Genomic DNA, 26,423 nt, shown 5'->3' with positions numbered 1-26,423 from the left:
CCCCGAGGTGATGGCAGGGCAGTGCCGCTGGACGGGAGAATTACATTGCGCACAATGTATCTGAGCGGGCGCGCTCTTGTTACTCCGGGGTACGTTTCGTTATCGCTCAGAGGTGTCCGGCGCGGTCGACGTCCCCGCCTCCGCCGCGCGCTCGGCCAGCCGGTGCAGGTCCGCCCGCAGCCGCGCGATCTCGGACGCCTGGAGACCGGTGCTCAGCAACAGCCTGGCCGGCACCTGCTCGGCGCGTTCCCGCAGGGCCCCGCCCGCGTCCGTGAGCAGCAGCCGCACCGACCGCTCGTCGGTCGCCGAGCGCTCGCGCCGCACGAGCCCGGCCGCCTCCAGCCGCTTGAGCAGCGGTGAAACGGTGCCGTAGTCGAGCTTCAGCGCGGCGCCGAGCTCCTTGACCGCCACCTCGCCGCGCTCCCAGAGCACCAGCATGGCGAGGTACTGCGGATAGGTCAGCCCGATCTCGTCGAGAAGCGGGCGGTAGGCGCCGGTCACGGCGCGCTGCGCCGCGTACAGCGCGAAGCACAGCTGATCGTCGAGCAGCAGCGAAGCCGCTGCTGCCGTCCCCCTCTGGTCCTGATTCACGCGGACATTGTCACGGACTTCGGGTCGAAGCCGAACGGCAGCTCCAGCCGGTGTGCCCGCATCAGCTCCTCGTGGCACAGCAGCCCCTGCGTGGACCCGTCGGCGGCGATCACCCCGGCGCTGAGGATGACCGAGCGCGGGCACAGCTCCAGCGCGTACGGCAGATCATGGGTGACCATCAGCACGGTGACGTCCAACGAGCGCAGAATGTCGGCCAGTTCACGGCGCGATGCCGGGTCGAGATTCGACGAGGGCTCGTCCAGCACCAGGATCTCCGGCTCCATCGCGAGCACGGTGGCGACGGCGACCCGGCGGCGCTGCCCGAAGGAGAGATGGTGCGGCGGCCGGTCGGCGAACCGCTCCATGCCGACCCTGGTCAGTGCAGCCGTCACCCGGGCCTCCAGCTCGGCGCCGCGCAGGCCCGCAGCGGCCGGACCGAACGCCACGTCCTCCCGGACCGTGGGCATGAACAACTGGTCGTCGGGGTCCTGGAAGACGATCCCGACCCTCCGGCGGATCTCCGCAAGGTTGGCCCTGGCGACCGGAAGCCCGGCCACGGTGACCGAGCCGACGCCCCCGCCGAGGATGCCGTTGAGGTGCAGGACGAGGGTGGTCTTGCCCGCGCCGTTCGGGCCGAGCAGGGCGACCCGCTCGCCGCGCGCGACCGTCAGATCGACGCCGAACAGTGCCTGGTGCCCGTCGGGGTAGGCGTAGGCGAGGCCGCTGACCTCCAGGGAGGCGGGGGGCGATGTGGTCATAGGGTCCATTCCAGAAGACAGACCGCGAGCGCGGTCAGCGGCAGCGCGGCGGCCGAGGCCCACTGGACCCGGCTCGCCCGCACTTGGTCGAGCACCGGCATGGTCCCGGTGTATCCCCGGCTGACCATCGCGAGATGCACCCGCTCACCGCGCTCGTAGGAGCGGATGAACAGGGCACCGGCCGACGCGGCGAGGACGCCCCAGTGTCGTACGCCGCGGGCCTCGAAGCCGCGCGACCGGCGCGCGATCGACATCCGGCGCATCTCGTCGGTGATCACATCGCTGTAGCGGATCATGAAGGACGCGATCTGGACCAGCATCGAGGGCAGGCGCAGCCGCTGGAGCCCGAGCAGCAGTTCGCGCAGTTCGGTCGTCGAGGCGAGGATCACGGAGGCGGCGACGCCGAGGGTCCCCTTGGCGAGGATGTTCCACGCCCCCCACAGGCCCGGGACGCTGAGCGAGACCCCGAGGGCCTGGACCTGCTCGCCGGGCACGACGAACGGCATCAGCAGCGCGAAGGCGACGAACGGGATCTCGATGAGCATCCGGCGCAGCATGAACCCGGCCGGGACACGGGCCACGGCCGCGACGGCGGCCAGCAGCACCGCGTACAGCCCGAAGGCCCAGACCGCCTCGCGTGGCGTGGAGACCACCACCAGCACGAAGCCGAGGACGGCGATCAGCTTGCAGTGTGCGGGCAGACCGTGGACCGGCGAGTGCCCGTGCCGGTAGAGCTTGTGGGCGTGGCCCGAACCCATGTCAGGCCGAGGTGCTCGGTACGGCGGTGGGTCCGGCGTCCTCGGTACGCCGCCTCCGCACCACGTAGAACACCCCGCTGCCCACGACGACGGTGGCGCCGACGCCGATCACACCCGCGAGGCCGCCGGAAACCCTGGCGTCGGAGATGTCCTTGACGCCGTAGTCGGCCAGCGGCGACTCGGCGGCGGCGTGCTCCTCGACCGACGTGTCGAAGCCCTTGTCCGCGGCGACCTTCTCCAGGCCGTCGGGATCGGCGGACGCGTAGAAGGACACGAATCCGGCCAGGACCAGGGAGGTTGCGAGGCCGGCGAGCCAGACCTTGCGCGGGGAACGTGGGGCGGCCGGGGCTGGGGCGGCGGCCGGAGCGTCCACCAGCTCGCCGCCGACCCTGAGCTTGAGCGGGGCGGACAGGCCGCGCGCGCCGTACACGAGGTCCGGCCGCACCGCGAGGACTGCACCGACGGTCAGCATGGTGATGGTGGCCTCGCCGATACCGATCAGGGTGTGCACGCCGACCATGGCGGTGAAGACGGACCCGATCGGGACCTCGGTGACCCCGCCGACCGCGTAGATCAGGGTGAAGGCGGCTGCGGAGGCCGGGACGGAGACCAGCGCGGCGGCGAAGGAGGCGGCGGTCACCGAGCGGCGGGTACGGGGCAGGACCACGAGCAGGCCGCGGAACAGCCCGTACGCCACGAGGACAGTGATCACGCCCATGACGGTGATGTTCACGCCGAGCGCTGTCAGGCCGCCGTCCGCGAAGAGGATGCCCTGCATCAGCAGCACGACGGCCATGCACAGGACCCCGGTGTACGGGCCGACAAGTATGGCCGCGAGCGCGCCTCCCAGCAGATGTCCGCTGGTGCCCGCCGCGACGGGGAAGTTGAGCATCTGCACCGCGAAGACGAATGCGGCGACCAGGCCGGCCAGCGGCGCGGTGCGTTCGGCCCCCACCAGTGCGACCGGGGATCCGCCCAGTTCACGTCGGGCGCCGCGGAGGCTGACGGCGACGGCGCCTGCGGCGACGACTCCGGCGGCCACCGAGACAGGTGCGTCGATGAAACCGTCAGGGACATGCATGGGCTGCTCCGCTTCGGACAGATGGATAACCGTCCAATGATGAACCTTCCTGCAAACGACTTGCAAGAGCGCACAACTTACAGAACAGGCAAGGTTTCAAAGCGGGAAATATGCGACATTAGATGACAAGCAAGACAAAGTACTAGATCAGACGAGTGTGAGGAGCGCCACATGCCCGCCGCCGTCGAAGAACACGCCCGGGGCCGGATAGTCACCGACGCTCCTCAGTACCGATCCGTGCACGTGTCCATGATCTACGATCCGGCCGAACCGCAGGCCGTGAGCTTCGCCTTTCCCAGCGGCCGGGAGTGGACCTTCCCCCGCGCGCTGCTGGAGACCGGCCTGCGTGTGCCGGTGAGCGTCGGCGACATCAGCGTCTGGCCGTGCGGTCGGGTGCAGGCGGTGGTGGAGTTCCACACACCCGACGGTGTCGCCGTGGTGCAGTTCGACGCCAAGACGCTGATGCGGTTCCTGAGCCACACGTACGCGGTGGCCGCACCCGCAGCCACTGGCTGACGGATACGGCCACCGGGTCCGCGACGTACCCCGTCCCCGGTGCCGTCGCGCCGGGGGCCCGCCTCAGCCGGTGCCTTCACCGGCCCCGGCCGGCGCGGATACCGCGCCGGCCGGATGCCCCCGGGGTCCGATTCCCGCGCCCCGCGATCAGGCGCGCGCCAACTCCCGCTCCTCGCCCCCGTCCACGGACGTCGCGGCGAGTTCCTTGTTCAGCTTCTCGCCCTCCACGTCGACATCGGGCAGCGCCCGGTCCAGCCAGCGGGGCAGCCACCATGCCTTGTGGCCCAGCAGGGCCAGCACCGCCGGGACGATCGCCATCCGGACCACGAAGGCGTCGAAGAAGACAGCGATCGCGAGGCCGAAGCCGATCATCTTGATCATCTGCTCGCTGGAGCCGATGAAGCCGGAGAAGACAGCGATCATGATGATCGCCGCCGCGACGACCACCCGGGCGCTGTGCTGGAAGCCGGTGACAACGGCCTGGCCGGGCCGCTCTCCGTGGACGTACGCCTCCCGCATCCGGGTCACGAGGAACACCTCGTAGTCCATCGCGAGACCGAAGACCACGCCCACCATGAAGATCGGCATCATCGACATGATCGGGCCGGTCTGCTCGACGCCGAAGAGCGAGCCGAGCCAGCCCCACTGGAAGACGGCCACGACCGCACCCAGCGCCGCGACGACGGAGAGCAGGAAGCCGAGGGCGGCCTTGAGGGGCACCAGCACCGAGCGGAATACCACCATCAGCAGCAGGAACGCCAGGCCCACGACGAGCGCCAGATAGGGCAGCAGCGCGTCGTTCATCCGCTGCGAGAAGTCGATGTTCATCGCGGTCGCACCGGTGACCAGGACGTCGTCGTCACCGGCGTCCCGTATGGAGTGGACGAGCTCCTCGGTGGCGGCCGAGGACGGCCGGTCCTTCGGGACGACCGTGATCATCGCGGTGTCGCCGGCCTTGTTGAGTGTCGCCGGGGTGACGGCGGCGGCGCCCTCGATGCCCTGGATCACCTCGACGGTACGGTCCGCCTTCTGCCGGTCGCCGTCGACGACAACCATGAGCGGGCCGTTGAAGCCGGGGCCGAAACCGTCGGAGAGCAGGTCGTACGCCTTGCGCTGAGTGGTGCTCGTCGGCTGCGAGCCGTCGTCGGGCAGGCCCATCTCGAGCGATCCGGTCGGAACGGCGATCGCGCCGAGACCCAGCACACCGGCGAGCAGTACGACCACCGGGCGGCGCAGCACGAAGCTGGCCCAGCGGGTGCCGGCGTTCGGCTTGTCACTGATCTGCTTGCCCTTGCGCACCTTGCGGCCCAGCACCCGCTTGCCCGCGAAGCCGAGCAGGGCGGGGATCAGGGTGAGGGCGATGAGGACGGCGATCACGACCGTGCCGGCCGCGGCGAAGCCCATCTTGGTGAGCATCGGGATGTTGACGACGGCAAGGCCCACCAGCGCGATGACGACGGTCAGTCCGGCGAAGACGACCGCGGAGCCCGCGGTGCCGACGGCCCGTCCGGCGGCGTCCTCGTGCTCGCGTCCCTCGGCCAGTTCGGCGCGGTAGCGGGAGACGATGAACAGCGCGTAGTCGATACCGACCGCCAGGCCGATCATCGTGGCCAGTGTGGCGGTGGTGGAGCCCAGGTCGAGGACGTTCGCCAGCGCGGTGATGGTGGAGATCCCGATGCCGACGCCGATGATCGCGGTGAGCAGCGGCAGTCCCGCCGCGACCAGGGAGCCGAAGGTGATGACGAGGACGACTCCGGCGATGATCACGCCGATGATCTCGCCCGCCCCGGTCTCGGGGGCGGCCTGCAGCGCATCGCCGCCGATCTCGACGGTCAGCCCGGCCTCCCGCGCCTCGGCGCCGGTCTCCTGGAGCTCCTCACGCGCGGCGTCGGTCAGCTCCATGCCGTTGACCTTGTACGAGACCGAGACATAGGCGGTCCTGCCGTCCTTGGAAACGGCGCCCGCCGCGTACGGGTCGGTGACCGAGGCGATCTGGTCGGAGCCGGACTTCAGCTCGCTGACCGCCTTGTCCACCTCGGCCCGGTTGGCGGCCTCGGTCATCTTCTCGCTGTCCGGGGCCTTGAAGACCACCCGGGCGGTCGCCCCGTCGGCGCTGCCACCGGGGAAGCGTTCGTCGAGCAGGTCGAAGGCCTTCTGGGCCTCCGTACCCGGGATGGAGAAGGAGGAGGAGGTGGCGGTGGACGCGGAGGCCGCGCCGACCCCGGCGAGTACCAGCAGCGCCACCCATATGAAGGCGACGAGTCGGCGCCGCCGGAAGGCGGTCCGTCCGAGTTTGTAGAGATACGTGGCCACGAGTACGGGCTCCCGGTCAGGTCGTTGGGACTAGGGCAGGCATGACCAGCCCGACGACGTGAGCGGTGCGTGTCAGGTAGGACTTTGTCGGTGGTGCGATCGGGGAGGGGGAGCTCAGACGCCAGGGGCGGGGAGACCCAGTGCGGGGAGCATCACGGCGTCCAGGTAGTCGCGCAGGAAGTCCTGGGTCATGGGCTCGTCATTGATCAGCGGGTGGGCGACAAAGGCGCCGACCAGCATGTGCGACAGGTACTTCAGTGCGGGGTTGTCCGCGGCGATCTCGCCGCGGGCGATCGCCCGTTGCAGCATGGTGTCGAGTCCGGTGATTTCGGGTTCGATGAACAGCTCGCGCAGTGCCTGGAGCAGATCGTCGTTCTCGTGGACCGCCCGTGAGAGGCCCCGCACCAGCGCGGTGTCCCGCTCCATCTGACAGTCGTCCGACTGCGCGACCATCTCGTGAAAATCGCCGCGCAGGCTGCCGGTGTCGATCTGCGAGATGTCCACCGGCTTGCTGTGCCGCAGCGACATGGCGACCAGCTCCGGCTTGCTCCCCCACTGGCGGTAGAGGGTGGCCTTGCTGGAGCGGGTACGGGCGGCGACGGCGTCCATGGTCAGGGCGTCGTAACCCACCTCGCGCAACAGGTCGAGCACGGCGTTGTACAGCTCTGCCTCGCGCTCGGGGGTGAGCCGGCTGCGTGTCATGACGGTCCCCTTCCCGGGCGCCAGCCGAACGAAACGGTTTCGTACACTTCGAAGTTAGCCCATACGTCCATCGAAACGAAACCGTTTCGCTTGTGGCCTGGCTCACGCGTGCGGCAGCGGGCCGAGTTGCCACGCCCCCGAGGCACCGAAAGCATTGGGGGGTGAGTGACGATGTCGCGTATCTCCGATTTCCGCATCTGCACGACGAACTGCTGTGCTTCACGGCCGAGGACGACCTGTGGGTGGCGCCCCTGGTGCCGGCGGGCCATCGCCCCGGGCGGGCCTGGCGCGTCACCGTCGACCGGACCAGGGTCGGCCACCCGCGCTTCTCCCCCGACGGCAGCCTGATCGCCTACACGACCTGGCGCAGCCTCGACCCGGAGATCCATCTCGCACCCGTCGACGGCGGCCCGGCACGGCGGCTCAGCTACTGGGGTTCGACCGACACCCGGGTGTGCGGCTGGACGCCCGACGGTCACATCCTCGCCGTCTCCTCGCACGGCCAGCCGTTCTCGTACTACTCCTGGGCCTACAGCGTCACCACGGACGGAGCGCCCGGCGGACAGCTGCCCTGGGGGCCGGTCTGGGACATCGCCGTCACGGACCTGCCCGGCGGGGACCGGCGCACCCTGCTGCTCACCGGCAAGCCGCCGCACGAACCGGCCTCCTGGAAGCGCTACCGCGGCGGAGCGACGGGCCGTCTGTGGCTGCACGGCGAGCGGCTGCTGGCCGACCTGGAAGGCCATCTGGACTCTCCCATGTTCATCCGCGGTGCGGGCACCGAGCGCTGGTCCCCCGACGACGGCGGACGGATCGCGTTCCTGTCCGACCACGAGGGCGTCGGCAATCTGTACTCCTGCCTGCCGGACGGGACAGGCCTGCGTCGCCACACCGACCACGACGCCTTCTACGCCCGGCACGCCTCGAGCGACGGGCGCAGGGTCGTGTACCAGTGCGCGGGCGACCTGTGGATCGTCGACGACCTGCACATCCCCGACGGCCGGCCGCGCAAGCTGGAGGTACGGCTGGGCGGGCCGCGCGCGGGACGCCGTACGTACCAGGTGCCGGCCGCCAACCATGTGGGCGGGGTCGCGGTCGACGAGACCGGGCGGGCCAGCGCCGTCAACGTGCGCGGCAGCCTGTACTGGCTCACGCACCGCGACGGACCCGCCCGGACCATCGCGGACACCCCGGGCGTACGGGTCCGGCTGCCGGTGATGCTCGGCAGCAGCGGACAGGTCGCCTATGTCACGGACGCGGACGGCGAGGACGCCGTCGAGATCGCGTATCTGCCGCGGGCCAGCGGCGACCGTGAGGCACGCCGGCTGGCCTCCGGGCAGCTCGGCCGGGTCCAGGAGATGGTCTCCGGACCGGACGGGGAACGGCTCGCGATCGCGACGCACGACGGGCGGCTGCTGCTGCTCGACGCCTCCGAGGATTCCACCGGCGAGGTCACCGAACTGATCCACTCCGTCAACGGGCCGGTGCGGGACATGGCGTTCTCCCCCAACGGCGGCTGGCTGACCTGGTCCCATCCGGGCATCGGGCGCTCCCTGCGCCAGATCAAGATGGCGCACATCGCCGACCGCACGATCGTCGACGTCACCAACGGCCGCTTCGAGGACGAGAATCCGGTCTTCACCCGCGACGGCCGCTTTCTGGCGTTCCTGTCGTGGCGCGGCTTCGACCCGGTGTACGACGTGCACACCGGCGACCTGTCCTTCCCGCTGGGCTGCCGCCCCTATCTCGTACCGCTGTCGTCCGCCACGCCCTCACCCTTCGCGCTCTCGCCGGACGGCCGGCCGGCCGCCGGCGGGCTCGATCCGCTGGAGGAGACCGGCGACAGCTCGGTGATGGTCGAGATCGAGGGCCTGGAGAACCGGGTGACGCCGTTCCCGGTCGCCGCGTCCAAGTACTCGGCGCTGTACCCGGTGGCCGGCGGCGGACTGGTCTGGCTGCGCTGGCCGATCTCCGGTGCGCTCGGCGAAACCTTCGTCAATCCGGCGGACACATCGGGGCGCCCCACGCTCGAGCACTTCGACATCTCCAAGGCACGCAAGACCGAACTCGTCGGCCACCTGGACTGGTTCTCGGTGAGCGGCGACGGCAGCCGGCTGGTCGCCGTGGACGACGGGGACCTGAGGGCCCTGCCCGCCACCGAGACGGGCGACAGCGACTCGACCGTGTTCATCGACATGCGCCGCATCCTGCACGAGGTGGACCCGCCCACCGAGTGGCGCCAGGCATACGCCGAGGCGGGCCGCATCATGCGGGACTTCTTCTGGGACCCGGACATGTCCGGGATCGACTGGGACGCCGTGCTGGAGCAGTACCGGCCACTGGTCGAACGGGTCGCGTCGCCGGACGAGTTCGCGGATCTGATGCGCGAGGTACTGGGCGAGCTGGGCACCTCCCATGCGTACGTCACCCCGGCGCGGCGCAACGAGGGCCCGCCGCACTACCAGCGCGCGATGGGCCTGCTCGGCGCGAACCTCGTGTGCCGGGACGGGAAGTGGCTGGTCAAGCGCATCCTGCCGGGTGACTCGTCCGACTCCAAGGCACGCTCTCCGCTCGCTGGGGCGGGGATCCGGGAGGGCGCGGTCCTCACCCATGTCGACGGACGCCCGGTGGATCCGGTGGCCGGCCCGTACCCGAGGCTGTCCGCCGCGGGCGGTACGACCGTCGAGCTGACCTTCCGCCCGGCGGACGACGAGAACGGGCGGCCTCGCAGGGTGGCGATCGTGCCGCTGGTGGACGAGCGGCCGCTGCGCTACCAGGACTGGGTGGCCAAACGCCGTGCGGTGGTCCGGAAGTTGAGCGACGGCAAGTGCGGGTACCTGCACATCCCGGACATGGGAGGCTCCGGGTGGGCCCAGTTCAACCGGGATCTGCGTCTGGAGGTGTCCCGCCCCGCCCTGATCGTGGACGTGCGCGGCAACGCCGGAGGCCACATCAGCGAGCTGGTCATCGAGAAGCTGACCCGCAAGATCCTGGGCTGGGACCTCACCCGCAACGCCCAGCCGGTCTCCTACACCTCGAACGCGCCGCGCGGCCCGGTGGTGGCGATCGCGGACGAGGCGACGTCGTCGGACGGCGACATGATCACAGCGGCCTTCAAACTCCTCAATCTGGGCCCGGTGGTGGGCAGCCGCACCTGGGGCGGCGTGGTCGGCATGACGGGCCGCCACCGCCTGGGGGACGGCACGGTGATCACGGTTCCGATGAACGCGGCATGGTTCGACGCGTACGGCTGGTCGATCGAGAACCACGGCGTCGAACCGGACCTGGATGCGCTGCGCACGCCCATGGACTGGGCGGAAGGCCGTTACGCGCAACTGGACGATGCCGTCCAACTCGCCCTGGACATGCTGAAGTCCGCTCCTGCCGCTGTCCCCCCTGACTACTCCGGCACCCCCAACCGCCGCCGCCCCCCGCTCCCGCCACGGCCGTAGGGCGGCGCGGGGAGCGGGGGCACGGCACGTCGCACAGAAGAAGCACGGCACACGGAAGAGGCGCACCCGCGCTCGCGGGTGCGCCTCGTTCAACCGTGCCTCACGTACGCCTCGTCAGGCGTCGTAGCCCCGGTCCGTCCTGTCCTCGCCCTCGTGCATCTCGTCCTGCATGCGCTCACGCCGCTGGTCCCGGGACTGCGAGCCGCGCTGCGGAGACTCCGGGCGGCCCTGCTGCGGTCGGCCTCGCGTCGGCTGCTGCTGGGGTGCCGGCTTGCCGCCACGCTGCGCCTGCTTGGCCTGGCCGGCAAGCCGCTGTTCCTTGTCCTTGAACTGGTCCTGAATGCCCATGGAAGTCACTCCTTGAAGGGAGAAGGGGGGTCGGGGGCGGGGTACGCCCCCTGGGCTGCGACCAGCCTTGCACGCACGGACACACCACGCATTTCGATCAGTTACGCTCCGTGCGCCCTGTACGGGCCGACTCGTCGGCCGCTCCGCCCGCCCCCACGAGCCCCTTCGCCACACCGCCCAGCCGCGGCTCGAAGCGCCTCATCTCCCGCTGGCCCACCGTCCCGACGAGCCCCGGCAGATAACCGCGCACCGCCTGCATCCCGCGCAGCCACCACTGCGCGTACACATGCGGGGAGCGGCGCTCGATGCCGGCCACGATCCGGTCCACCGCCGGACCCAGCGGGTACGTCCGGTTCGCCGGCCACGGCAGCCGCTGCCTCAACTCCCGCATCACCTCGTCCTGGTCGGCGCCCCGCACCATGTCCGTGTCCGTCCAGGACAGATAGCCGACCCCGACCCTGACTCCCCTGTGGCCGACCTCCGCGCGCAGGCTGTGTGCGAACGCCTCGACGCCCGCCTTGGACGCGCAGTACGCCGTCATCATCGGCGCCGGCGTGATGGCGGCCAGCGAAGCGATCTGCAGGAAGTACCCCCGGCTTTCGGTCAGTACGGGCAGAAACGCCCGCCCCGTCACCGCACTTCCGATCAGGTTGACTTCGATCACCCGGCGCCAGGCCGCCGGATCGGAGTCCACGAACGGGCCACCGGACGCCACGCCCGCGTTGGCGACGACGATGTCGACCTTGCCGAAGCGCTCCTTGACCTCCTGCGCGACCCGCGTCATCGCCTCGTGGTCGGTGACGTCCGCGTGCCAGAAGTCGTTGTCGGCGTGCAGCCGCTGCGAGACCTTCTTGAGCTCGTCCGGCTCGAGGCCGACGAGCGCCACCTTCGTGCCGCGCGCCGACAGTTTGCGGGCCAGCAGTTCGCCGACACCGCGCGCCGCGCCCGTGACGACCGCGACTTGTCCTTCCAGACCCGTCCTGCTCATACGGCCTTCTCCTTCGCGTTCAGGTAGGTGCCGGCCAGCTCGCGGAGCTTGGCCGTGACCGCCTCCGGTGCCTCCACCGGCGTCATGTGCCCCATTCCGGCAAGTTCCACCAGCTCGACGCACTGGGGCAGCGCGGCGGCCAGGTGGCGGGAGTGCACCATGGGGGTCAGCCGGTCCGCGGTGCCGCCCACGACGATCGCGGGCACGTTCATGCCCCGTACACCCGTGTCCAGGTCGAGTGCGCCGAGGACGTGGGACCAGGCCACCCGTGTCCTGCGGGCGCAGGCGTGCACGATACGGGCGCATTCGGCGACCCGCTCCGGTGCCGAACCCGGCCCCATCGTGGCGTACTTGAGGATGCGCTTCGACAGCGCGGTGACCGGGCCGAGCGGTGCGGGCGCGCTCAGCACGAACTGCGTGAGCCTGGTGCGCAGCCGCCCGGACCGCAGAGGCAGCACCAGCGACTCGTCGACCAGGCGCGCACTGCCGGTGCTGCACAGCAGTACGGCGGCCGCGTGCTGCCGGAAGCGGTCCCGCCCGGAGGCCGCCATCAGCGTCATACCGCCCATGGAGTGGCCGCCGAGCACGGCCTTCTCCCCCTGAGCCAGGACGGCCGCGAGCACGGCCTCCAGGTCGTCGGCGAGCGCGTCGGTGCTGTAGCCGCCGGGCACCGCCGGCGAACGGCCGTGGCCGCGCTGGTCGTACGCGATCACGCGGTGGTCGGCGGCCAGGTCCCGTATCTGCGCGGCCCAGAAGTGCGTGGAGCAGGTCCAGCCGTGGGCGAGCACCACGGTGGGCGCGCCCTCGGGGCCGTGTTCCTCGACGTGGATGCGCGAACCGTCGGCGGAGACGACGGTCAGCTCGCGCCGGGCGACCGGCGGGGCGTCGGTGCGCTTGAGCAGCCGGCTCATCGAGCGGCCTCCGCACTGCCGGCGGCGGCTTCGGCGACGACCTTGGGCCCCCGGACGACCTCGTACTCCCCGAGGTCCACCTGCCGCGTCGCACTGCGGAACTCACCCGTGGTGCCCGGCCAGATCGTGGTGTTGCGGCCGTTGGCGTCCAGGTACCAGCTGGTGCAGCCGCCGGTGTTCCACACGGTCCGCTTCATCCGGTCCTGGACCTTGCGGTTCCACGCGTGCACCGCGGACGGCCGCGGCGAGAGCACCGTTCCCTCCCCCAGGACGTTCAACTGCCGCATGTAGTCGGCCATGTAGTTCAGCTGGGACTCGATCATGAGGATCATCGAGGAGTTCCCGAGTCCCGTGTTCGGGCCGATGATCGTCATCCAGTTGGGGAAGCCCGCCGCGGTCGCGCCGCGCAGCGACTCCATCCCGTCCTTCCACGCCTCCGCGAGCGTGATGCCCTCCGCGCCGACGACCCGCTCGGCGATCGGCATGTCCGTGACATGGAACCCCGTACCGAAGATGATCGCGTCGACCTCTCTCTCGCTCCTGTCCGCGCCCACCACCGTCGACCCGCGCACCTCACGCAGTCCGGAGGCGACCACCTCCACATTCGGCCGGGCGAGCGCCGGGTAGTACGTGCTGGACAGCAGGATGCGCTTGCAGCCGATGCGGTACGAGGGCGTGAGCCTGGCCCGCAGCTCCGGGTCCTTGATGTGCTTGGCGATATTGGCCTTGGCGAGCCGCTCGATGAGCCCGAGTTCGTTCGGCCGCTTGGTGAAGGCCTGTACCTGCAGTTCCCGGATGCCCCACAGGAGTCCGCGCCGGGCGGCACCGGTGAACGGCAGCTGTCGGTGCATCCAGCGCTCGGCCGCCGTGATCTTCCGGTCGACACGCGGCATCACCCACGGAGGGGTGCGCTGGAAGACGGTCAGCCTGCCGGCCTTCGGCTGGATCGAGGGCACGATCTGGATCGCGGACGCACCGGTCCCGACCATGGCGACGCGCTTGCCGGTCAGGTCGTAGTCATGGTCCCAGCGGGCGGAGTGGAAGACCTTCCCGGGGAACTCGGTGATGCCCGGGATCTCGGGGATCTTCGGGTCGGACAGCGGCCCGGTCGCGGAGACGACGACATCCGCGGTGAGCCGGCCCTGCGAGGTCTCGATGTCCCAGCGCCGGGCGTCGGTGTCCCAGCGCATCATCAGCACCTCGTGGTTCAGGCGCACATGCGGGCGGAGCCCGAAGGTGTCGGCGACATGCTCCAGGTAGGCGCGGATGTGCTCCTGGCCGGAGAAGGTGCGCGGCCAGTCGGGGTTGGGCGCGAAGGAGAAGGAGTAGAGGTGCGAGGGCACGTCGCAGGCGCAGCCCGGGTAGCTGTTGTCCCGCCAGGTGCCGCCCACCGAGTCCGCACGCTCCAGGACGACGAAGTCGGTGATACCTTCGCGGCGCAGCCGGACCGCGGCGCCCAGGCCGCCGAATCCGGATCCGATCACCGCCACCCGTACATGCTCGTGCTGCTGATCGGTCATCCCGCGCCTCCCGCTGAACGTCCCGGACCGTCCCGGGCCGGACCCACTGACGTTGCCAGCAAACACTGGCATGGTTGGGAGAGTAGAGCAGTGGCATACCGAGCGGTAGGGGCAGGGCGCGACAAGTTACCGGCGGTACAACATAGGCTTCTGCTGTGACTGAAGCGCGCGAGTACCGCATGGAGGAACTGGCCAAGGAGGCCGGCATCACAGCGCGCACCGTGCGCTTCTACCGCGAGCGCGGTCTCCTGCCGCCACCCCGCCGCGAGGGCCGGATCGCCTGGTACGACGACCACCACCTCGCCCGTCTCCGTACGATCGCCGCCCTGCTCGAGCGCGGCCACACGCTCACCGGCATCGCCGACCTGGCCACCACGTTCGAGAGCGGCCGGGACGTGGGCGAGGTGCTCGGGCTCGGTGAACCCACCGAGGAGACCCCGGTCCGGCTCACCCCGGAGGCACTCGCCGACTACTTCGAGGGCGAGGTCACCCCCGAGAACCTGGCCACAGCGCTGGAGCTCGGCTATCTGGCCACCGACGGCGACGAGATCGTGCACATCAGCCGCCGCCTGCTGGACGTGTCGGCGGCGCTGGTACGGGAGGGAGTCCCGCTCTCGGCGGTGCTGGAGGCAGGCCGCCAGGTCCGCGTCCACGCGGACGCCCTGGCCGACCTTTTCGCCGCCATGCTGAGCACCCACAGCGCCGACGCCGGACTGGAGCGGCTGCGCCCGCTGGCGAAGAGCGTGGTCGAGGCCGAGCTGTCCATGGCGATGGACCGCCGTATACGCAGGGCGCCCGAGGCCGCCGAGAACGCGCAGCAGGCCGGTCAGAGTTCGTAGACCGCCGTCACCGGCGCATGGTCGCTCCACCGCTCGCCGTGCGTGGCCGCCCGCTCGACAAATGCCTTGACCGCGCGGCGCGCAAGCCCGGGCGTCGCCACCTGAAGGTCGATGCGCCAGCCGGTGTCGTTGTCGAAGGCGCGGCCGCGGTAGGACCACCACGAGTACGGACCCTCCCGGTCCGGGTGGAGCGCGCGCACCACGTCGACATACCCGGCCTCGTCGTACACACGGGTCAGCCACTCCCGTTCCTCGGGGAGAAAGCCGGAGTTCTTCTTGTTGCCCTTCCAGTTCCTGAGGTCGGCCTCCTGGTGAGCGATGTTCCAGTCGCCGCAGACCACGACCTCGCGGCCGTCCGCCGCCGCCCTGGCCCGGAGCCCGGCCAGATAGGGCAGGAACTCGTTCATGAAGCGCGTCTTCTCGTCCTGCTTCTCCGTGCCGGCCTCGCCGGACGGCAGATACAGGCTGGCGACGGTGACCCCGGGCAGATCCGCCTCGGCATAGCGGCCACTGCCGTCGAACTCGCTCGATCCGAAACCGATCCGCACGTCGTCCGGCTCGCGCCGCGTGTACAGCGCGACCCCCGCGCGGCCCTTCGCCGCGGCCGGGGCGTACACCGTGTACCAGCCCTCCACGTCACGCACGGCGGCCGGCAGCTGATCCGCCTCGGCGCGTACCTCCTGGAGACAGACGGCATCGGCGGACGTACCGGCCAGCCACTGGACGAAGCCCTTCTTCGCGGCGGCGCGGATCCCATTCACATTCACGGATGTCACGGTGAGCACCACGGCACCATACCGACCGCCCGCATTCGCATACACGTACGCTTCTCGGCATGCATGTCAGAACAGTCGCCTTCGATCACCCCGACGCCGTCAAGCTCAACGACCAGGTCCAGCTCGAATACATCGAGCGGTACGGGGACGAGGAGGGGGACGCCACACCCCTCGACCCCTCGATGTTCGTGCCCCCGAAGGGCCTGTATCTGATCGCGTACGACGAGGACGGCCGCGCTCTCGCGACCGGCGGCTGGCGCACCCAGGACGCGGGCCCGTTCGGCTACGCGGACGGGGACGCCGAGCTCAAGCGCATGTATGTGATCCCCGAGGCACGGGGTCTGGGTCTCGCCCGCCGGATCCTCGCCGCCCTGGAGGAGGACGCCCGGTCCGCCGGCCGCATCCGGATGGTGCTGGAGACCGGTGACATGCAGCCCGAGGCGATCGCGCTGTACACCTCCTGCGGCTATCTTCCGTGCGCCAAATTCGGCCACTACCGGGAGTACGAGAGCAGCCGCTGCATGGCCAAGCCCTTGTCGCGCCCCTGACATTTCTAAGCTTCCCGTGGCACTCTGCCTCACGCACGCCGATCCGCACCGCCTCATCCCCCACCCCGCCCCTGCGCGCTGAGGGGCGGGCACGGCAGAAGGAGACATGCGTGAGACGCCATCGCACTGCCACCGCAGCCCTGTTGGCCGTCACCGCCCTGTTGGCCGGGGCGCTGTCGGCCACCTCCGCCGGCGCCGCCCCCGCACCCGCCCCCTCCCCCGCCTCCTTCGCACCGAAGCAGGCGGCCAAGGGCTTCTGGACCGCCGAACGGATGCGCGCCGCCACCCCGCTCGATCTCCTCCCGGTCGGGCCCGGCGCCCTCAAGTCCCCCGCGCCCGGCGGCGAGGAGACCGTCATCGCCCCCACCGCGTTCCCGCAGCCCGGCGGACCGTGGAGCAGCGGCGGCGCGGTCGTGAAGACGTCCGGCCGGGTGTTCTTCACCATGCAGGGCCGTACGGCCTCCTGCTCCGGCAACTCGGTGACCAGCCAGAACGGCAGCACGGTCATCACCGCCGGCCACTGCGTGAAGTACCAGGGCGCCTGGCACACCAACTGGGTCTTCGTGCCCGGATACGACAACGGCCAGGCCCCGTACGGCCAGTGGAGCGCGACCAGGACGCTGGCCACCGACCAGTGGGCGGCGAGCGAGGACATCAACTACGACGTGGGCGCGGCGGTCGTCGCCCCGCTGAACGGCAAGACGCTCGCCGCGACGGTCGGGGCACAGGGACTGAGCTTCAACGGCGGCTACAACAAGCCGATGTACGCCTTCGGCTTCCCCGCGGCCGCCCCCTACGACGGCTCCAGGCTCATCCACTGCAGCGGGAACAGCTCCCGGGACTTCCTGTTCTCCAAGGACCACAGCCTGGGCTGCAACATGACGGGCGGCTCCAGCGGGGGCCCGTGGTTCACCTCGTTCAACGAGGCGACCGGCACCGGTCTGCAGGCCTCGGTGAACAGCTTCGGCTACATCTTCCTGCCGAACCGGATGTTCGGCCCGTACTTCGGCAATGAGGCGAAGGCGGTCTACGACAAGGCCCAGGTCTCCTGAGCGTGCCGCCCGCCGGATGAGTGGGGCGGGGGCGCGGCGCTCCCTGCCGGTCTCGTCCGATGCCACCCCAGCACCCTTCGATGACGCACGAGCCCCTGCCGGAACGTCCGGCAGGGGCTCGCGTGTCGGCCGTGCGACGCGTCAGGCGACGGCGCCCCCGCCCTGTGCCAGCAGCCACTCACGGTTCAGCGAGCCCAGCGGGATGCGGTGCTGGAAGACGGGCGTACCGAAGATGGACAACTGCAGCTGCAGCCATCCGCTCAGGTCGACCCCGCCGTGGAGCTTCCAGGCCCCGGCCACGGACGTGGGCGTGGCGGTCGCGCTCGCCTCGCCGCGCACATAGGGAGCGAGGTCGGCGGTGACGCCGACCGCGCCGTACAGCCCGATACCTGCCTCGACCCCGAGGGCGGCCTTCACCTTGCCCGCCGCGGTCACCTTGGCGCGGACCGGGGTGCCGGTCATGTCGGCCGTGCCGACCGGCTTCCATCCGCCGGCCTTCGAGTAGCTGCCGCCGACCCGGAAGTCGCCCTTGAGGTCCTGCTTGACCTCGACGGTGACGCTGCCGTCCGCGGCCACCTGGACGTAGGCGGTGAGGTCGAGATTGACCACGACGGGCACCGGGCCGACCTGGATCACCGGGTCGGCATGCAGTTTGGCGAACGGGATCCGCACCGGCTTGCCGCCCGCGACGGCCTTGCCCTTGAGCTCCCACTGGGAGGCCCAGTCACCCGTGAGCCCCAGGAACGCCGAGTCCGGCGAGAGGACGGAGGACCCGTCGTAGGAAAACTCGACCTTGGGCGCGAGCTGCACATAGCCCGCGACCGACGCCGCCCCCTGCACGGGAGCGTCTTCGGAGACCGGGAGCGGGACCGAACCGCCGACGTCGATCCGCAGACTGCCGAGGGGCACGTTCGCACCCTGGGGGCCGGCCGTGATGTCCCCGGCCTTCGCCCAGGAGACCTTCACGCCCTTCACCAGCGGCTCGACATCGACCGTGGCCGGGTCGACCGGCACTGCCCCGTCCGCCTTGTCGTCACCGAGCAGCGCGCCGAGCGTCGTCGGCGCGGTCCTCACCTCGGTGCCCTTCTCGCTCTGCCCGGCCACCTCGGTGACCTTGGCGAGCAGTCCGTCGGGAGCGCCGGGAGCGGGTCCGCTGGCGATGATGTCGCCGACGGCGGGAGCGGTCTCCGCGGCGGGGACACTCTTGCCGGGCGTGCTCTTGCCGGGCGCGGGCGACGCCGACGGCGCCTTGCCCGCCCCCGATATGACGGCACGCCGGCTGCCGCGGTCGTACGAGGCGACCTTCAGCGGCGACTTCTTGGCCTGGCCGTCCTTGCCCACCCGGGCGACGGCGGTCGGCTCACCCTCGGGCACGCCGGCCACGGCGAGCTGCCGTGAGGGACTTGCCTCGGGGGTGGCGGATGTGAGGGGGCGCGACGCCTCGGCGCCGGCCGCGACCGGGGACGACGCCCCGGTATCGGCCGAACAGCCGGTGGCGAGCAGGGAAACGGTGACCAATGACGCTAAAGCGACATTTCTGACCGGGAACTTACGCATGCAGGAGATCCTCGGAGCGTGTGTTTGGGGGATACGCGCAACAGGGAAGGGACTCGCGCCATACCAGCGAGTAACAACCGGGCGTACTTTCCCACACCCGTCATGACCTTCGCGGGGATTCGGCGGACCCTGCACCATGACGTGCACCACACCGCACCGCGGGCAGGCGCCGGCACGCCACCAGCGCGGACGCGCATGACGGCAACCGATCGACAAGGGAAGGGGGTTCGGGACCTCTGGCGCCCCTCCCTCCGCACAGAGGAACGGCGAAGACAGGGGGTGGCGGATGGCACCCGGACCTCCCGCGCCCGCTGGATGTGACGTCGACCCGGGCCGACGGACAGTCAAGAGTGCTGCCCGGCACCACGGTCGGCCGTATCGCCGCGTCGGAGCCGGCTCGTGAGTGCGACGGCCTCGAAGACCGGGTGCGTGGGCGCCGTCCGACGAGCGTGGGTCGTTGACGGGGTTGGTGAGGGCGAGCTGTATAGGGTCTGGGCAACCGTCCTTCCCGGCGGGGCCGGCCGCCCCGCATCAGACGGTTCTTCCCCGCATGCCGTGAGCGCAGACTTGACCGATCATCAGGAGTGCTGCCGTGCGCCCCATGGAGACATCATCTGCGCCCGGCAACTTCGGCTGGAACCGTGGGACAGCGACTCTGGTGCTCCTGTCCTTCGCCATGCTGATCGTTTCGCTCGACCAGTACATCGTGGTCGTGGCACTCCCCGACATCGCACGCGACCTCGGCTATTCCGCGCAGACTCTCCAGTCGGTCATCAGCGCCTACGCAGTGGCCTCGGCCGGCTTCCTGCTGTTCGGCGGGCGTGCCGCCGACCTGCTCGGACGACGCCGCATCCTGGCCACCGGCCTCGCCCTCTATGCCGGGGCAGCGCTTGTGGGAGGACTCGCGACCAGCGCCGGAATGCTCCTCGTCGCCCGCGCGGTCCAAGGTCTCGGCGGAGCGCTCGTCTTCCCCACCACTCTGGCACTCATCAACACCACCTTCGCCGAAGGCCCGGCCCGCAACCGCGCACTGGGAATCTGGGGAGGGTCGGGCGCGGCAGGACTCGTCATCGGTGTGCTGCTCGGCGGTCTCCTGACGCAGGCGTTCGGCTGGGAAGCGGTCTTCTTCGTCAACGTCGTCCTGGCCGGCCCCGCGCTGCTGCTCGCCTTCGTTCTGATCCCCCGGGACGGTGAACGCGAGAAGGGCCGCACGTTCGACCTGCCCGGTGCGCTCAGCGTCACACTCGGCGTCACGCTCATCGTGTTCGCCCTCGTGCAAGGCCCCGGACTGGGCTGGCTTTCGCCGGCCATCCTGGTCAGCGCAGCGGCGGGACTGCTGCTGCTCGAAGCTTTCGTCTTCATCGAGCGGCGCAGCTACGACCCGCTCATGCCACTCCGGCTGCTCTCCAACCCCAACCTGGTCACCGGCGTCGTCATCGCGTTCCTGTTCATGGCGACCTTCGGCTCCGTGCTCTATTTCCTGTCCATCTACTTCCAGGAGGTTCTGGGCTACGACGCATTGCAGACCGGCGCCTGCTTCGTCATCCCCACGGCGGTGGTGGTGGCCGGCTCGACAACCGCAGGCCGGCTCGTGACGCGGTTCGGTCTCAGGCGCACGCTGGCCGCAGCCCTCGCCGTCGGTGCGCTCGGTGCGGTTGCGCTCGGCCTCACGGTCACGCCGGACGGCACGTACATCGAACTCGTCCCCGGCCTCGTGGCGCTCAGCATCGGCGACGGGGTGGTCTTCACCACCATGTTCATCGCCGCCGCCACCGGAGTCCCCGACCGGGAACAAGGCATCGCCTCCGGCATTGCCTCCACCGGCTCAGGCGTGGGCGCGGCTGTCGGCCTCGCCGTCCTCGTCCTGGTGGCGACTGCCGGCCTTGACGGCCTCTCCGGTGAACAGCTTCGAATCGCCGCCGCCGACGGCATCAGCACCACGCTCTTCGTCGTGGCAGGCGGAATCGTACTGACCTTCCTCGTCGCTTTGAGCCGGTGCCCGACACCGAGCGAACCGGAAACCGCCCCCGTGCCGTACCAGACCCGTCGCTGCTGACCGCGTCCAGGATCTGCCGGACATCCGATCGGGCACCAGCCGCAGCGGATCAACCGTCAGTTGGTGCACGACAGGAGAGAGCCACTGTCGGATGACTCCGACAGTGGCTCTCAGCTGCGGTGGACCTGTGGGGATTTGAACCCCAGACCCCCTCGATGCGAACGAGGTGCGCTACCAGACTGCGCCACAGGCCCTTGCAACGAGTGAAACTCTAGCATCCCGATCGGGGTGCTTGGAAATCCGTTCCCTGCTGGTCACGGACCCCGTCCCGGGGCGATGTCACTCGTTGGCGGCACGCGGTCTGTCCTCGTCCGCGTACTGGTCGAAGAGCGGGGTGCGGCCGTGTTCGCGCGGACGGCGGGGCGAGGGCGGGCGACGCTTCGGGGAACCGTCGGCGGCGGGGGACGCCGCGTCGGGGTCCGCCTCGGCGTGTGCCTGGGCCTGGGCCTGGGTCGGCTCGGCCGTCGAGGACCGGGCCGAGCTCCAGGTCTCCGGGTCGCTGATGTCCACACCGCTGTAGGCGCGCGGGGCGACCGGAGCCGTCACATAGGTCGGCAGCGGGACCGGGACCGGTTCCCAGCTGTCGCCCCGGGCCGGGCCGCGCTCGCGCTGCTGGTCCACCCACTCGGCGTGGTCGGTCTGCTCGACCAGCGCACGGCGGCCGGCCTCCTGGGGGGAGAGCTGGGGAGCCGGCTCCGGTTCGGCCCGCGCGGCGGACCCTTCGTCCTGCTCCGCCGCCGCATCCGCCGCCGGCTGGTGCCGCCGCGGACGGCTCTCGCGCAGCCGCTGGGCCGCGGCCTCGGCCCTGCGCCGGTCCATGGTGAACGCGAAGCGCCGCCGTTCCTGCCCCCGCAAATGGATGATGTAGAGGCTCAGCAGCAGTGCCGGTACGAGCGGGGCCCACAGCAGGCCGAGCCCGCCGACCGCCGCGACGATCGAGCCCGCCGTGAAGACCATGAAGAGGACCGTGATCGTCCGTCTGCGACGGGCCAGGACCCGGCTGCGCCGGGCACGCTCGATCGCGGCCCGGTTCGGAACGCCGGGGCGCTTGGCCGGCCGCGCCTTGGCCGGCGGACCTGCTTCACCCTTCGGCGCCGGGGGGCGCTCCGGCATCTCGAGGCGGGCTTCCGTACGGGCCGGGGGCGCGGCGAAGGCCCGGACGTCCACGGAACTCAAGCGGTCCGTGACGGCGTCCGGGTCCACCTCGGGCTCGGGCTGCTCGGCGGTGCGCTCACGCAGCTCCTTGGCATACCGGCGCTCCATCGCCGCACGTCCGGACAGCAGCCGGATGGCGGTGGAGAAGCGTTCCGTGGGACGGGCTTCGTTGAGCTCGTCCTGCCTGCGGAGCCACATCGGCACCAAGTAGGCGGCCCAGGCCCCGACGATGACTGCATAGATGAGGCCGCTGCTGCTCACGCATCACACCGTAGAGGGATTCGCGCAAGGGGATCCGCCAATTGGCCCGGTGTGTCGCACGATCTGGCTGATATCACGGACTTTTTTTGCGATTGTTCGGATCACCTCATGGTCGACAGTGATCGATTTCGAACATTTATTTTATTTTCCGAGCTGTTCCTGGTCGCGCCTGGTGCCAGCGGTGAAGCAGCCCCTCCGGCACCTCCTCGGCCGTCAGCGCGAAGACCAGATGGTCCCGCCACGCACCGTCGATGTGGAGATAACGGGGGCGCAGCCCCTCTTCGCGGAATCCGAGTTTCTCCACCACCCGGCGGCTCGGACCGTTCTCCGGACGAATGCAGACTTCCATCCGGTGCAGCCCGACCGTACGGAAGCAGTGGTCGACGGCGAGCGCGACGGCGGTGGGCATGACCCCGCGGCCCGCGACCTCCCGGTCCACCCAGTAGCCGACATGGCCCGAGCACATCGAGCCCCAGGTGATCCCTGCGACCGTCAGCTGGCCCACCAGACGGCCCTGGTACTCGATGACGAAGGGCAGCATGCGCCCCGCGTTCGCCTCGGCCCGCAGATGGCGGACCATCTGGCGGTACGTCGGGCGCTGGGCGACAGGCCCGCTGGGTGCGGGCGGCGGGATCGTCGCCTCCCATGGGCGCAGCCAGTCGCGGTTGCGCCGGTTGACCTCACGCCAGTCCCGCTGGTCGCGCACCCTTATGGGGCGGAGGGTCACATCGCCGTCCGCCAGCGTCACCGGCCAGGAGACTCTCATGACGGCCGGGGATGGTCGCCGCCACGGAGCTGGTCGACGGCATGGCGCAGGAGCTGTTCGAGTACGGCGAGCCCGTCGCGTACCCCGCCGGTCGAGCCCGGCAGGTTCACGATGAGCGTGCCGCCGGCCACACCGGCGACCCCGCGGGACAGGGCGGCGGTGGGCACTTTTGCGCGGCCGTGGGCCCGGATCGCCTCGGGGATTCCGGGGATCTCGTGATCGAGGAGCGCGCGGGTGACGTCCGGGGTGCGGTCGGTGGGCGAGATGCCGGTTCCGCCGGTGGTGAGGATGACGTCGTACCCGGCGGCCACGCCCTCGCGCAGCGTCTGGCCCACCGGGTCACCGTCGGGGACGACCCGGGGACCGTCCACGGCGAAGCCGAAGGAGGCCAGCGCCTCGGCGATGAGGGGCCCGCCCGTGTCCTCGTACACCCCTGCCGCGGCGCGGTTGGAGGCGGTGACGACGAGCGCGCGGTACGGCGCGGGCTGCGCGCCGCCGGGGCCGGACCCGGGCACGGCGCCCGGTGCGGCACGGTCCTGCCGGGACGCGTCCTGGCCGGCGCGGTGGGCCCGGCCCGGTTCGACGGCCGTCATGATCCGGCCTCCTCTTGCGCCGCGTCCTGCTTCCCGGCCGCCTCCCCGGACGCCGCGTCGCGCCCGGGTGCCGCCTCCCGTGACCAGTCGCCGGACTTGCCGCCCGTCTTCTCCTCGACCCGGATGTCCGTGATGACCGCCGCCTTGTCGACCGCCTTGACCATGTCGACGACGGTCAGCGCGGCGACCGAGACCGCGGTGAGCGCCTCCATCTCCACACCCGTGCGGTCCGTCGTCTTGACGGTGGCGGCGATCTCGACCGCGTCGTCCGCGACGGAGAGGTCCAGCTTCACCCCGGAGACGGCGAGCGGATGGCACAGCGGAATCAGATCGGGGGTGCGCTTTGAGCCCATGATCCCCGCGATCCGGGCCGTGGCGAGCGCGTCGCCCTTGGGGACGCCCTCACCGCGCAACAGTTCCACCACTCGCGGGGAGACCAGGACCCGGCCGGTGGCCCGCGCGGTGCGCGCTGTCACGTCCTTCTGGGAGACGTCGACCATGCGGGCCGCCCCCGCCTCGTCGATGTGCGTCAGCCTGCCTTGCGTACTCATTCTGCGCCTGTGCTCCCGGTCCGGGCCCGTGGGGCCTGTGTGGGCAGACACGGTACCGCCACTGCTCGCCCGCCACCCCAGGAGGACCGCCCGCCTCACCCCAGGAGAACCACCTCGACCTCGGCGCCCGGCTCCATGGAGGTGTCGGACTCCGGCACGACGATCAGGCAGTCGGCATGGGCGAGCGCCGCGATCAGATGGGAGCCGGCGCCGCCGACCGGGGTGGCGCTGCCGGACTCGGAGTCGTACGCGCCGCGCAGGAACTGGCGCTTCCCCTCCGGGGAGGACAGGGGCTCGTCCGCCTTGAGCACGGCGCGCGCCTTCGGCCGGTGCACGTCCGGCAGGCCCATCAGCCTGCGGATCGCGGGGCGCACGAACAGCTCGAAGGAGACATAGGAGGAGACCGGATTGCCGGGCAGGGCGAGCAGCGGGGTGTGCTCGGGGCCGATCGAGCCGAAGCCCTGCGGCTTGCCCGGCTGCATCGCGAGCTTGCGGAAGTCGATCCCGCTGCCGGGCTCGTCCTCGTCGCCGACCGACGAGAGGGCTTCCTTCACCACGTCGTACGCACCGACACTGACGCCGCCGGTGGTCACCAGCAGGTCGGCGCGGATCAGCTGGTCCTCGATGGTGGCGCGCAGCGTCCCGGCGTCGTCGGTGACCGCGCCGACCCGGAAGGCCAGGGCGCCCGCGTCCCGCGCCGCGGCGGCCAGCGCGAAGCTGTTGGAGTCGTAGATCTGGCCCTCGCCCAATTCCTCGCCGGGCTGGACCAGTTCGCTGCCGGTGGACAGGACGACCACACGGGGCCTCGGCCGCACCCGCACGGTGCCGCGCCCGATCGCGGCGAGCAGGCCGATCTGCGGGGGGCCGAGGACCGTGCCCGCCGCAAGGGCGAGCTCGCCCGCCTGGACGTCGCTGCCGCGGGCCCGTACATGGGCGCGCGCCTCGACCGGGCGGTGCACCCGGACCTCGCCGCTCGCGCCCTCGGGCGCCTCGCCGGCCGGGCGCATGGTGGTGGCGGCTCCCCCGCCGGTGCCGGCGTCCGTCCACTCGACGGGGACGACCGCTTCGGCGCCGGGCGGCAGCGGCGCGCCGGTCATGATGCGTGCGGCCTGGCCGGGGCCGACGGTGGGCAGCCCCTCGCCGCCCGCCGCGACATCGCCGATGACGCTCAGCACGGCCGGGAACTCTTCGGTGGCGCCGGCGACATCGGCCGTGCGCACCGCGTACCCGTCCATGGAGCTGTTGTCGAAGGGGGGCAGCGCGACCGGGACGGTGATGTCGTCGACCAGGACACAGCCCTGGGCATCGGGCAGCTGGAGCTCGATGGGATCCAGTGGGCGGATCGCGCCGAGGATGTCCTCCAGATGGTCGTCCACCGACCAGATCGTGCTGCTCACGGTCCTACATCTCCTCGGTGACGTAACTGCGGAGCCAGGTCCGGAAGCCCGGGCCCAGGTCTTCACGTTCGCACGCGAGTCTGACAATGGCGCGCAGGTAGTCGCCTCGGTCGCCTGTGTCATAGCGGCGGCCCTTGAAGATCACGCCGTGCACCGGGCCGCCGAGCTTCTCGTCCGCGGCGAGCTTCTGGAGCGCGTCGGTGAGCTGGATCTCGCCGCCGCGGCCCGGCTCGGTCTCCCGGAGTATGTCGAAGACCGCGGGGTCGAGGACATAGCGGCCGATGATCGCCAGGTTGCTGGGCGCCTCGGTCGGGTCGGGCTTCTCCACCAGGCTGGTGACCTTGACGACGTCGCCGTCCCTGGTCGGTTCGACGGCCGCGCAGCCGTAGAGGTGGATCTGGTCCGGGTCGACCTCCATCAGGGCGATGACACTGCCGCCCTCGCGCTCCTGGATCTCCACCATGCGGGCCAGCAGCGGGTCGCGCGGGTCGATCAGGTCGTCGCCGAGCAGGACGGCGAAGGGCTGCTCGCCGACGTGCGGTGCGGCGCACAGCACCGCGTGGCCGAGGCCTCGCGGATCGCCCTGACGGACATAGTGCATGGTGGCGAGGTCGCTGGACTCCTGTACCTTTGCGAGCCGTTCGGCATCGCCCTTGCGGGTGAGCGCCTCTTCGAGCTCGTAATTGCGGTCGAAGTGGTCCTCGAGGGGACGCTTGTTGCGGCCGGTGACCATGAGCACGTCGGAGAGGCCGGCCGAGACCGCCTCCTCGACGACGTACTGGATCGCGGGCTTGTCGACCACAGGCAGCATCTCTTTGGGAGTGGCTTTCGTGGCAGGCAGAAATCGGGTGCCAAGGCCTGCGGCGGGGATGACAGCCTTGCTGATCCTGGGGTGCGACTGAGTCATGCGGAAGACCATATCTGCTGAGTATGG

The 26,423-nt window shown here is 70.7% G+C and carries 24 protein-coding genes and 1 tRNA gene; 6 read left to right on the top strand and 19 right to left on the bottom strand.

What is annotated here, in order from left to right; all coding sequences use genetic code 11:
- Positions 1–99: 99 nt before the first annotated feature.
- From OHS70_RS21895 to OHS70_RS21880, 4 genes are read right to left on the bottom strand one after another with little or no spacing between them, the layout of a single operon-like run.
- A complete protein-coding gene (locus OHS70_RS21895) occupies positions 100–591 on the bottom strand; it encodes a MarR family winged helix-turn-helix transcriptional regulator (protein ID WP_328399603.1) in 492 nt (163 codons plus the stop codon).
- Positions 588–1,358 carry an energy-coupling factor ABC transporter ATP-binding protein gene (locus tag OHS70_RS21890; protein ID WP_443062637.1) on the bottom strand — a complete coding sequence of 257 codons (771 nt, stop codon included), beginning with the start codon at positions 1,356–1,358 and terminating at the stop codon, positions 588–590. The genes OHS70_RS21895 and OHS70_RS21890 overlap by 4 nt, the downstream gene beginning before the upstream one ends.
- Positions 1,346–2,107: a cobalt ECF transporter T component CbiQ gene (gene cbiQ / locus OHS70_RS21885; RefSeq protein ID WP_328399599.1), complete on the bottom strand. Its 762-nt coding sequence runs from the start codon at positions 2,105–2,107 to the stop codon at positions 1,346–1,348. Before cbiQ ends, OHS70_RS21890 begins: the two co-directional genes overlap by 13 nt.
- A gap of 1 nt (position 2,108) precedes the next feature.
- Positions 2,109–3,188, bottom strand: coding sequence for an energy-coupling factor ABC transporter permease (locus OHS70_RS21880; protein WP_328399597.1), 1,080 nt, complete (start codon positions 3,186–3,188; stop codon positions 2,109–2,111).
- 171 nt (positions 3,189–3,359) lie between these two features.
- Here OHS70_RS21880 and OHS70_RS21875 point away from each other — a divergent pair, with 171 nt between their 5' ends.
- The gene (locus OHS70_RS21875; RefSeq protein WP_328399595.1) at positions 3,360–3,704 is read left to right on the top strand and encodes an SsgA family sporulation/cell division regulator; all 345 of its coding nucleotides are present in this window, start codon (positions 3,360–3,362) and stop codon (positions 3,702–3,704) included.
- 147 nt (positions 3,705–3,851) lie between these two features.
- On the opposite strand, the gene OHS70_RS21870 is transcribed toward OHS70_RS21875, so the two are convergent.
- On the bottom strand, positions 3,852–6,017 hold the full coding sequence (locus OHS70_RS21870; RefSeq protein WP_328399593.1) for an MMPL family transporter: 2,166 nt from the start codon (positions 6,015–6,017) through the stop codon (positions 3,852–3,854).
- 114 nt (positions 6,018–6,131) lie between these two features.
- Complete coding sequence (locus OHS70_RS21865) at positions 6,132–6,719, bottom strand: TetR/AcrR family transcriptional regulator (RefSeq protein ID WP_328399591.1); 588 nt, start codon at positions 6,717–6,719, stop codon at positions 6,132–6,134.
- 161 nt (positions 6,720–6,880) lie between these two features.
- Between OHS70_RS21865 and OHS70_RS21860 the strand changes: the two genes are divergently transcribed.
- Positions 6,881–10,171 (top strand): S41 family peptidase, encoded by a 3,291-nt coding sequence (locus OHS70_RS21860; protein WP_328399589.1) that lies wholly within the window; start codon positions 6,881–6,883, stop codon positions 10,169–10,171.
- Positions 10,172–10,285: 114 nt separating this feature from the next.
- On the opposite strand, the gene OHS70_RS21855 is transcribed toward OHS70_RS21860, so the two are convergent.
- The 4 genes from OHS70_RS21855 to OHS70_RS21840 form a co-directional block, all read right to left on the bottom strand.
- A complete protein-coding gene (locus OHS70_RS21855) occupies positions 10,286–10,519 on the bottom strand; it encodes a hypothetical protein (protein WP_328399587.1) in 234 nt (77 codons plus the stop codon).
- Positions 10,520–10,616: 97 nt separating this feature from the next.
- Positions 10,617–11,507, bottom strand: coding sequence for an SDR family oxidoreductase (locus OHS70_RS21850; protein ID WP_328399585.1), 891 nt, complete (start codon positions 11,505–11,507; stop codon positions 10,617–10,619).
- A complete protein-coding gene (locus tag OHS70_RS21845; RefSeq protein ID WP_328399583.1) occupies positions 11,504–12,418 on the bottom strand; it encodes an alpha/beta fold hydrolase in 915 nt (304 codons plus the stop codon). The genes OHS70_RS21850 and OHS70_RS21845 overlap by 4 nt, the downstream gene beginning before the upstream one ends.
- A complete protein-coding gene (locus OHS70_RS21840) occupies positions 12,415–13,938 on the bottom strand; it encodes a flavin-containing monooxygenase (protein ID WP_328399581.1) in 1,524 nt (507 codons plus the stop codon). The genes OHS70_RS21845 and OHS70_RS21840 overlap by 4 nt, the downstream gene beginning before the upstream one ends.
- Before the next feature lie 179 nt (positions 13,939–14,117).
- Between OHS70_RS21840 and OHS70_RS21835 the strand changes: the two genes are divergently transcribed.
- Positions 14,118–14,777, top strand: coding sequence for a MerR family transcriptional regulator (locus tag OHS70_RS21835; RefSeq protein ID WP_328405814.1), 660 nt, complete (start codon positions 14,118–14,120; stop codon positions 14,775–14,777).
- On the opposite strand, the gene OHS70_RS21830 is transcribed toward OHS70_RS21835, so the two are convergent.
- Positions 14,765–15,562 carry an exodeoxyribonuclease III gene (locus OHS70_RS21830; RefSeq protein WP_328399579.1) on the bottom strand — a complete coding sequence of 266 codons (798 nt, stop codon included), beginning with the start codon at positions 15,560–15,562 and terminating at the stop codon, positions 14,765–14,767. The genes OHS70_RS21835 and OHS70_RS21830 overlap by 13 nt on opposite strands.
- Positions 15,563–15,612: 50 nt before the next feature.
- On the opposite strand from OHS70_RS21830, the gene OHS70_RS21825 reads away from it, so the two are divergent.
- Complete coding sequence (locus tag OHS70_RS21825) at positions 15,613–16,101, top strand: GNAT family N-acetyltransferase (RefSeq protein WP_328399577.1); 489 nt, start codon at positions 15,613–15,615, stop codon at positions 16,099–16,101.
- A 110-nt stretch (positions 16,102–16,211) separates the two neighbouring features.
- The gene (locus OHS70_RS21820; protein WP_328399576.1) at positions 16,212–17,153 is read left to right on the top strand and encodes a trypsin-like serine peptidase; all 942 of its coding nucleotides are present in this window, start codon (positions 16,212–16,214) and stop codon (positions 17,151–17,153) included.
- A gap of 141 nt (positions 17,154–17,294) precedes the next feature.
- Here the strand turns inward: OHS70_RS21820 and OHS70_RS21815 are convergent, their stop codons facing one another.
- Entirely contained in the window at positions 17,295–18,710 is a 1,416-nt protein-coding gene (locus tag OHS70_RS21815) for a hypothetical protein (RefSeq protein ID WP_328399575.1), read from the bottom strand.
- A gap of 601 nt (positions 18,711–19,311) precedes the next feature.
- Here OHS70_RS21815 and OHS70_RS21810 point away from each other — a divergent pair.
- Positions 19,312–20,766 carry an MFS transporter gene (locus OHS70_RS21810; protein ID WP_328399574.1) on the top strand — a complete coding sequence of 485 codons (1,455 nt, stop codon included), beginning with the start codon at positions 19,312–19,314 and terminating at the stop codon, positions 20,764–20,766.
- A gap of 120 nt (positions 20,767–20,886) precedes the next feature.
- Here OHS70_RS21810 and OHS70_RS21805 read toward each other — a convergent pair.
- From OHS70_RS21805 to galU, 7 genes are all read right to left on the bottom strand, one after another.
- Positions 20,887–20,960, bottom strand: a tRNA-Ala gene (locus tag OHS70_RS21805).
- 85 nt (positions 20,961–21,045) lie between these two features.
- Entirely contained in the window at positions 21,046–22,182 is a 1,137-nt protein-coding gene (gene sepX, locus OHS70_RS21800) for a divisome protein SepX/GlpR (protein ID WP_328399572.1), read from the bottom strand.
- Between the two features lie 136 nt (positions 22,183–22,318).
- Positions 22,319–22,948 carry a GNAT family N-acetyltransferase gene (locus OHS70_RS21795; RefSeq protein ID WP_328399570.1) on the bottom strand — a complete coding sequence of 210 codons (630 nt, stop codon included), beginning with the start codon at positions 22,946–22,948 and terminating at the stop codon, positions 22,319–22,321.
- Positions 22,945–23,541, bottom strand: a complete 597-nt coding sequence (locus OHS70_RS21790; protein ID WP_328399568.1) for a MogA/MoaB family molybdenum cofactor biosynthesis protein — start codon at positions 23,539–23,541, stop codon at positions 22,945–22,947. Before OHS70_RS21790 ends, OHS70_RS21795 begins: the two co-directional genes overlap by 4 nt.
- On the bottom strand, positions 23,538–24,092 hold the full coding sequence (moaC, locus tag OHS70_RS21785; RefSeq protein ID WP_328399566.1) for a cyclic pyranopterin monophosphate synthase MoaC: 555 nt from the start codon (positions 24,090–24,092) through the stop codon (positions 23,538–23,540). Before moaC ends, OHS70_RS21790 begins: the two co-directional genes overlap by 4 nt.
- Before the next feature lie 95 nt (positions 24,093–24,187).
- Positions 24,188–25,489 carry a molybdotransferase-like divisome protein Glp gene (glp, locus tag OHS70_RS21780; RefSeq protein ID WP_328399564.1) on the bottom strand — a complete coding sequence of 434 codons (1,302 nt, stop codon included), beginning with the start codon at positions 25,487–25,489 and terminating at the stop codon, positions 24,188–24,190.
- Between the two features lie 4 nt (positions 25,490–25,493).
- Entirely contained in the window at positions 25,494–26,396 is a 903-nt protein-coding gene (gene galU, locus OHS70_RS21775; RefSeq protein ID WP_328399562.1) for a UTP--glucose-1-phosphate uridylyltransferase GalU, read from the bottom strand.
- Positions 26,397–26,423: the final 27 nt, after the last annotated feature.

Origin of the sequence: Streptomyces sp. NBC_00390, assembly GCF_036057275.1 — a bacterium.
Classification (GTDB): domain Bacteria; phylum Actinomycetota; class Actinomycetes; order Streptomycetales; family Streptomycetaceae; genus Streptomyces.
Note: the sequence above shows the minus strand (reverse complement) of the source record. Positions and strands in the feature narration are given on the sequence as shown.

What these genes read in the sequence shown, in the direction of transcription:
- OHS70_RS21845 (WP_328399583.1), bottom strand. Translation starts at nt 12,418, where the DNA reads ATGAGCCGGCTGCTCAAGCGCACCGACGCCCCGCCGGTCGCCCGGCGC.
- OHS70_RS21855 (WP_328399587.1), bottom strand. Translation starts at nt 10,519, where the DNA reads ATGGGCATTCAGGACCAGTTCAAGGACAAGGAACAGCGGCTTGCCGGC.
- OHS70_RS21875 (WP_328399595.1), top strand. Translation starts at nt 3,360, where the DNA reads ATGCCCGCCGCCGTCGAAGAACACGCCCGGGGCCGGATAGTCACCGAC.
- OHS70_RS21880 (WP_328399597.1), bottom strand. Translation starts at nt 3,188, where the DNA reads ATGCATGTCCCTGACGGTTTCATCGACGCACCTGTCTCGGTGGCCGCC.
- OHS70_RS21865 (WP_328399591.1), bottom strand. Translation starts at nt 6,719, where the DNA reads ATGACACGCAGCCGGCTCACCCCCGAGCGCGAGGCAGAGCTGTACAAC.
- OHS70_RS21890 (WP_443062637.1), bottom strand. Translation starts at nt 1,358, where the DNA reads ATGGACCCTATGACCACATCGCCCCCCGCCTCCCTGGAGGTCAGCGGC.
- OHS70_RS21815 (WP_328399575.1), bottom strand. Translation starts at nt 18,710, where the DNA reads ATGCGTAAGTTCCCGGTCAGAAATGTCGCTTTAGCGTCATTGGTCACC.
- moaC (WP_328399566.1), bottom strand. Translation starts at nt 24,092, where the DNA reads ATGAGTACGCAAGGCAGGCTGACGCACATCGACGAGGCGGGGGCGGCC.
- OHS70_RS21840 (WP_328399581.1), bottom strand. Translation starts at nt 13,938, where the DNA reads ATGACCGATCAGCAGCACGAGCATGTACGGGTGGCGGTGATCGGATCC.
- cbiQ (WP_328399599.1), bottom strand. Translation starts at nt 2,107, where the DNA reads ATGGGTTCGGGCCACGCCCACAAGCTCTACCGGCACGGGCACTCGCCG.
- OHS70_RS21835 (WP_328405814.1), top strand. Translation starts at nt 14,118, where the DNA reads ATGGAGGAACTGGCCAAGGAGGCCGGCATCACAGCGCGCACCGTGCGC.
- galU (WP_328399562.1), bottom strand. Translation starts at nt 26,396, where the DNA reads ATGACTCAGTCGCACCCCAGGATCAGCAAGGCTGTCATCCCCGCCGCA.
- OHS70_RS21850 (WP_328399585.1), bottom strand. Translation starts at nt 11,507, where the DNA reads ATGAGCAGGACGGGTCTGGAAGGACAAGTCGCGGTCGTCACGGGCGCG.
- OHS70_RS21810 (WP_328399574.1), top strand. Translation starts at nt 19,312, where the DNA reads ATGGAGACATCATCTGCGCCCGGCAACTTCGGCTGGAACCGTGGGACA.
- OHS70_RS21790 (WP_328399568.1), bottom strand. Translation starts at nt 23,541, where the DNA reads ATGACGGCCGTCGAACCGGGCCGGGCCCACCGCGCCGGCCAGGACGCG.
- OHS70_RS21825 (WP_328399577.1), top strand. Translation starts at nt 15,613, where the DNA reads ATGCATGTCAGAACAGTCGCCTTCGATCACCCCGACGCCGTCAAGCTC.
- OHS70_RS21795 (WP_328399570.1), bottom strand. Translation starts at nt 22,948, where the DNA reads ATGAGAGTCTCCTGGCCGGTGACGCTGGCGGACGGCGATGTGACCCTC.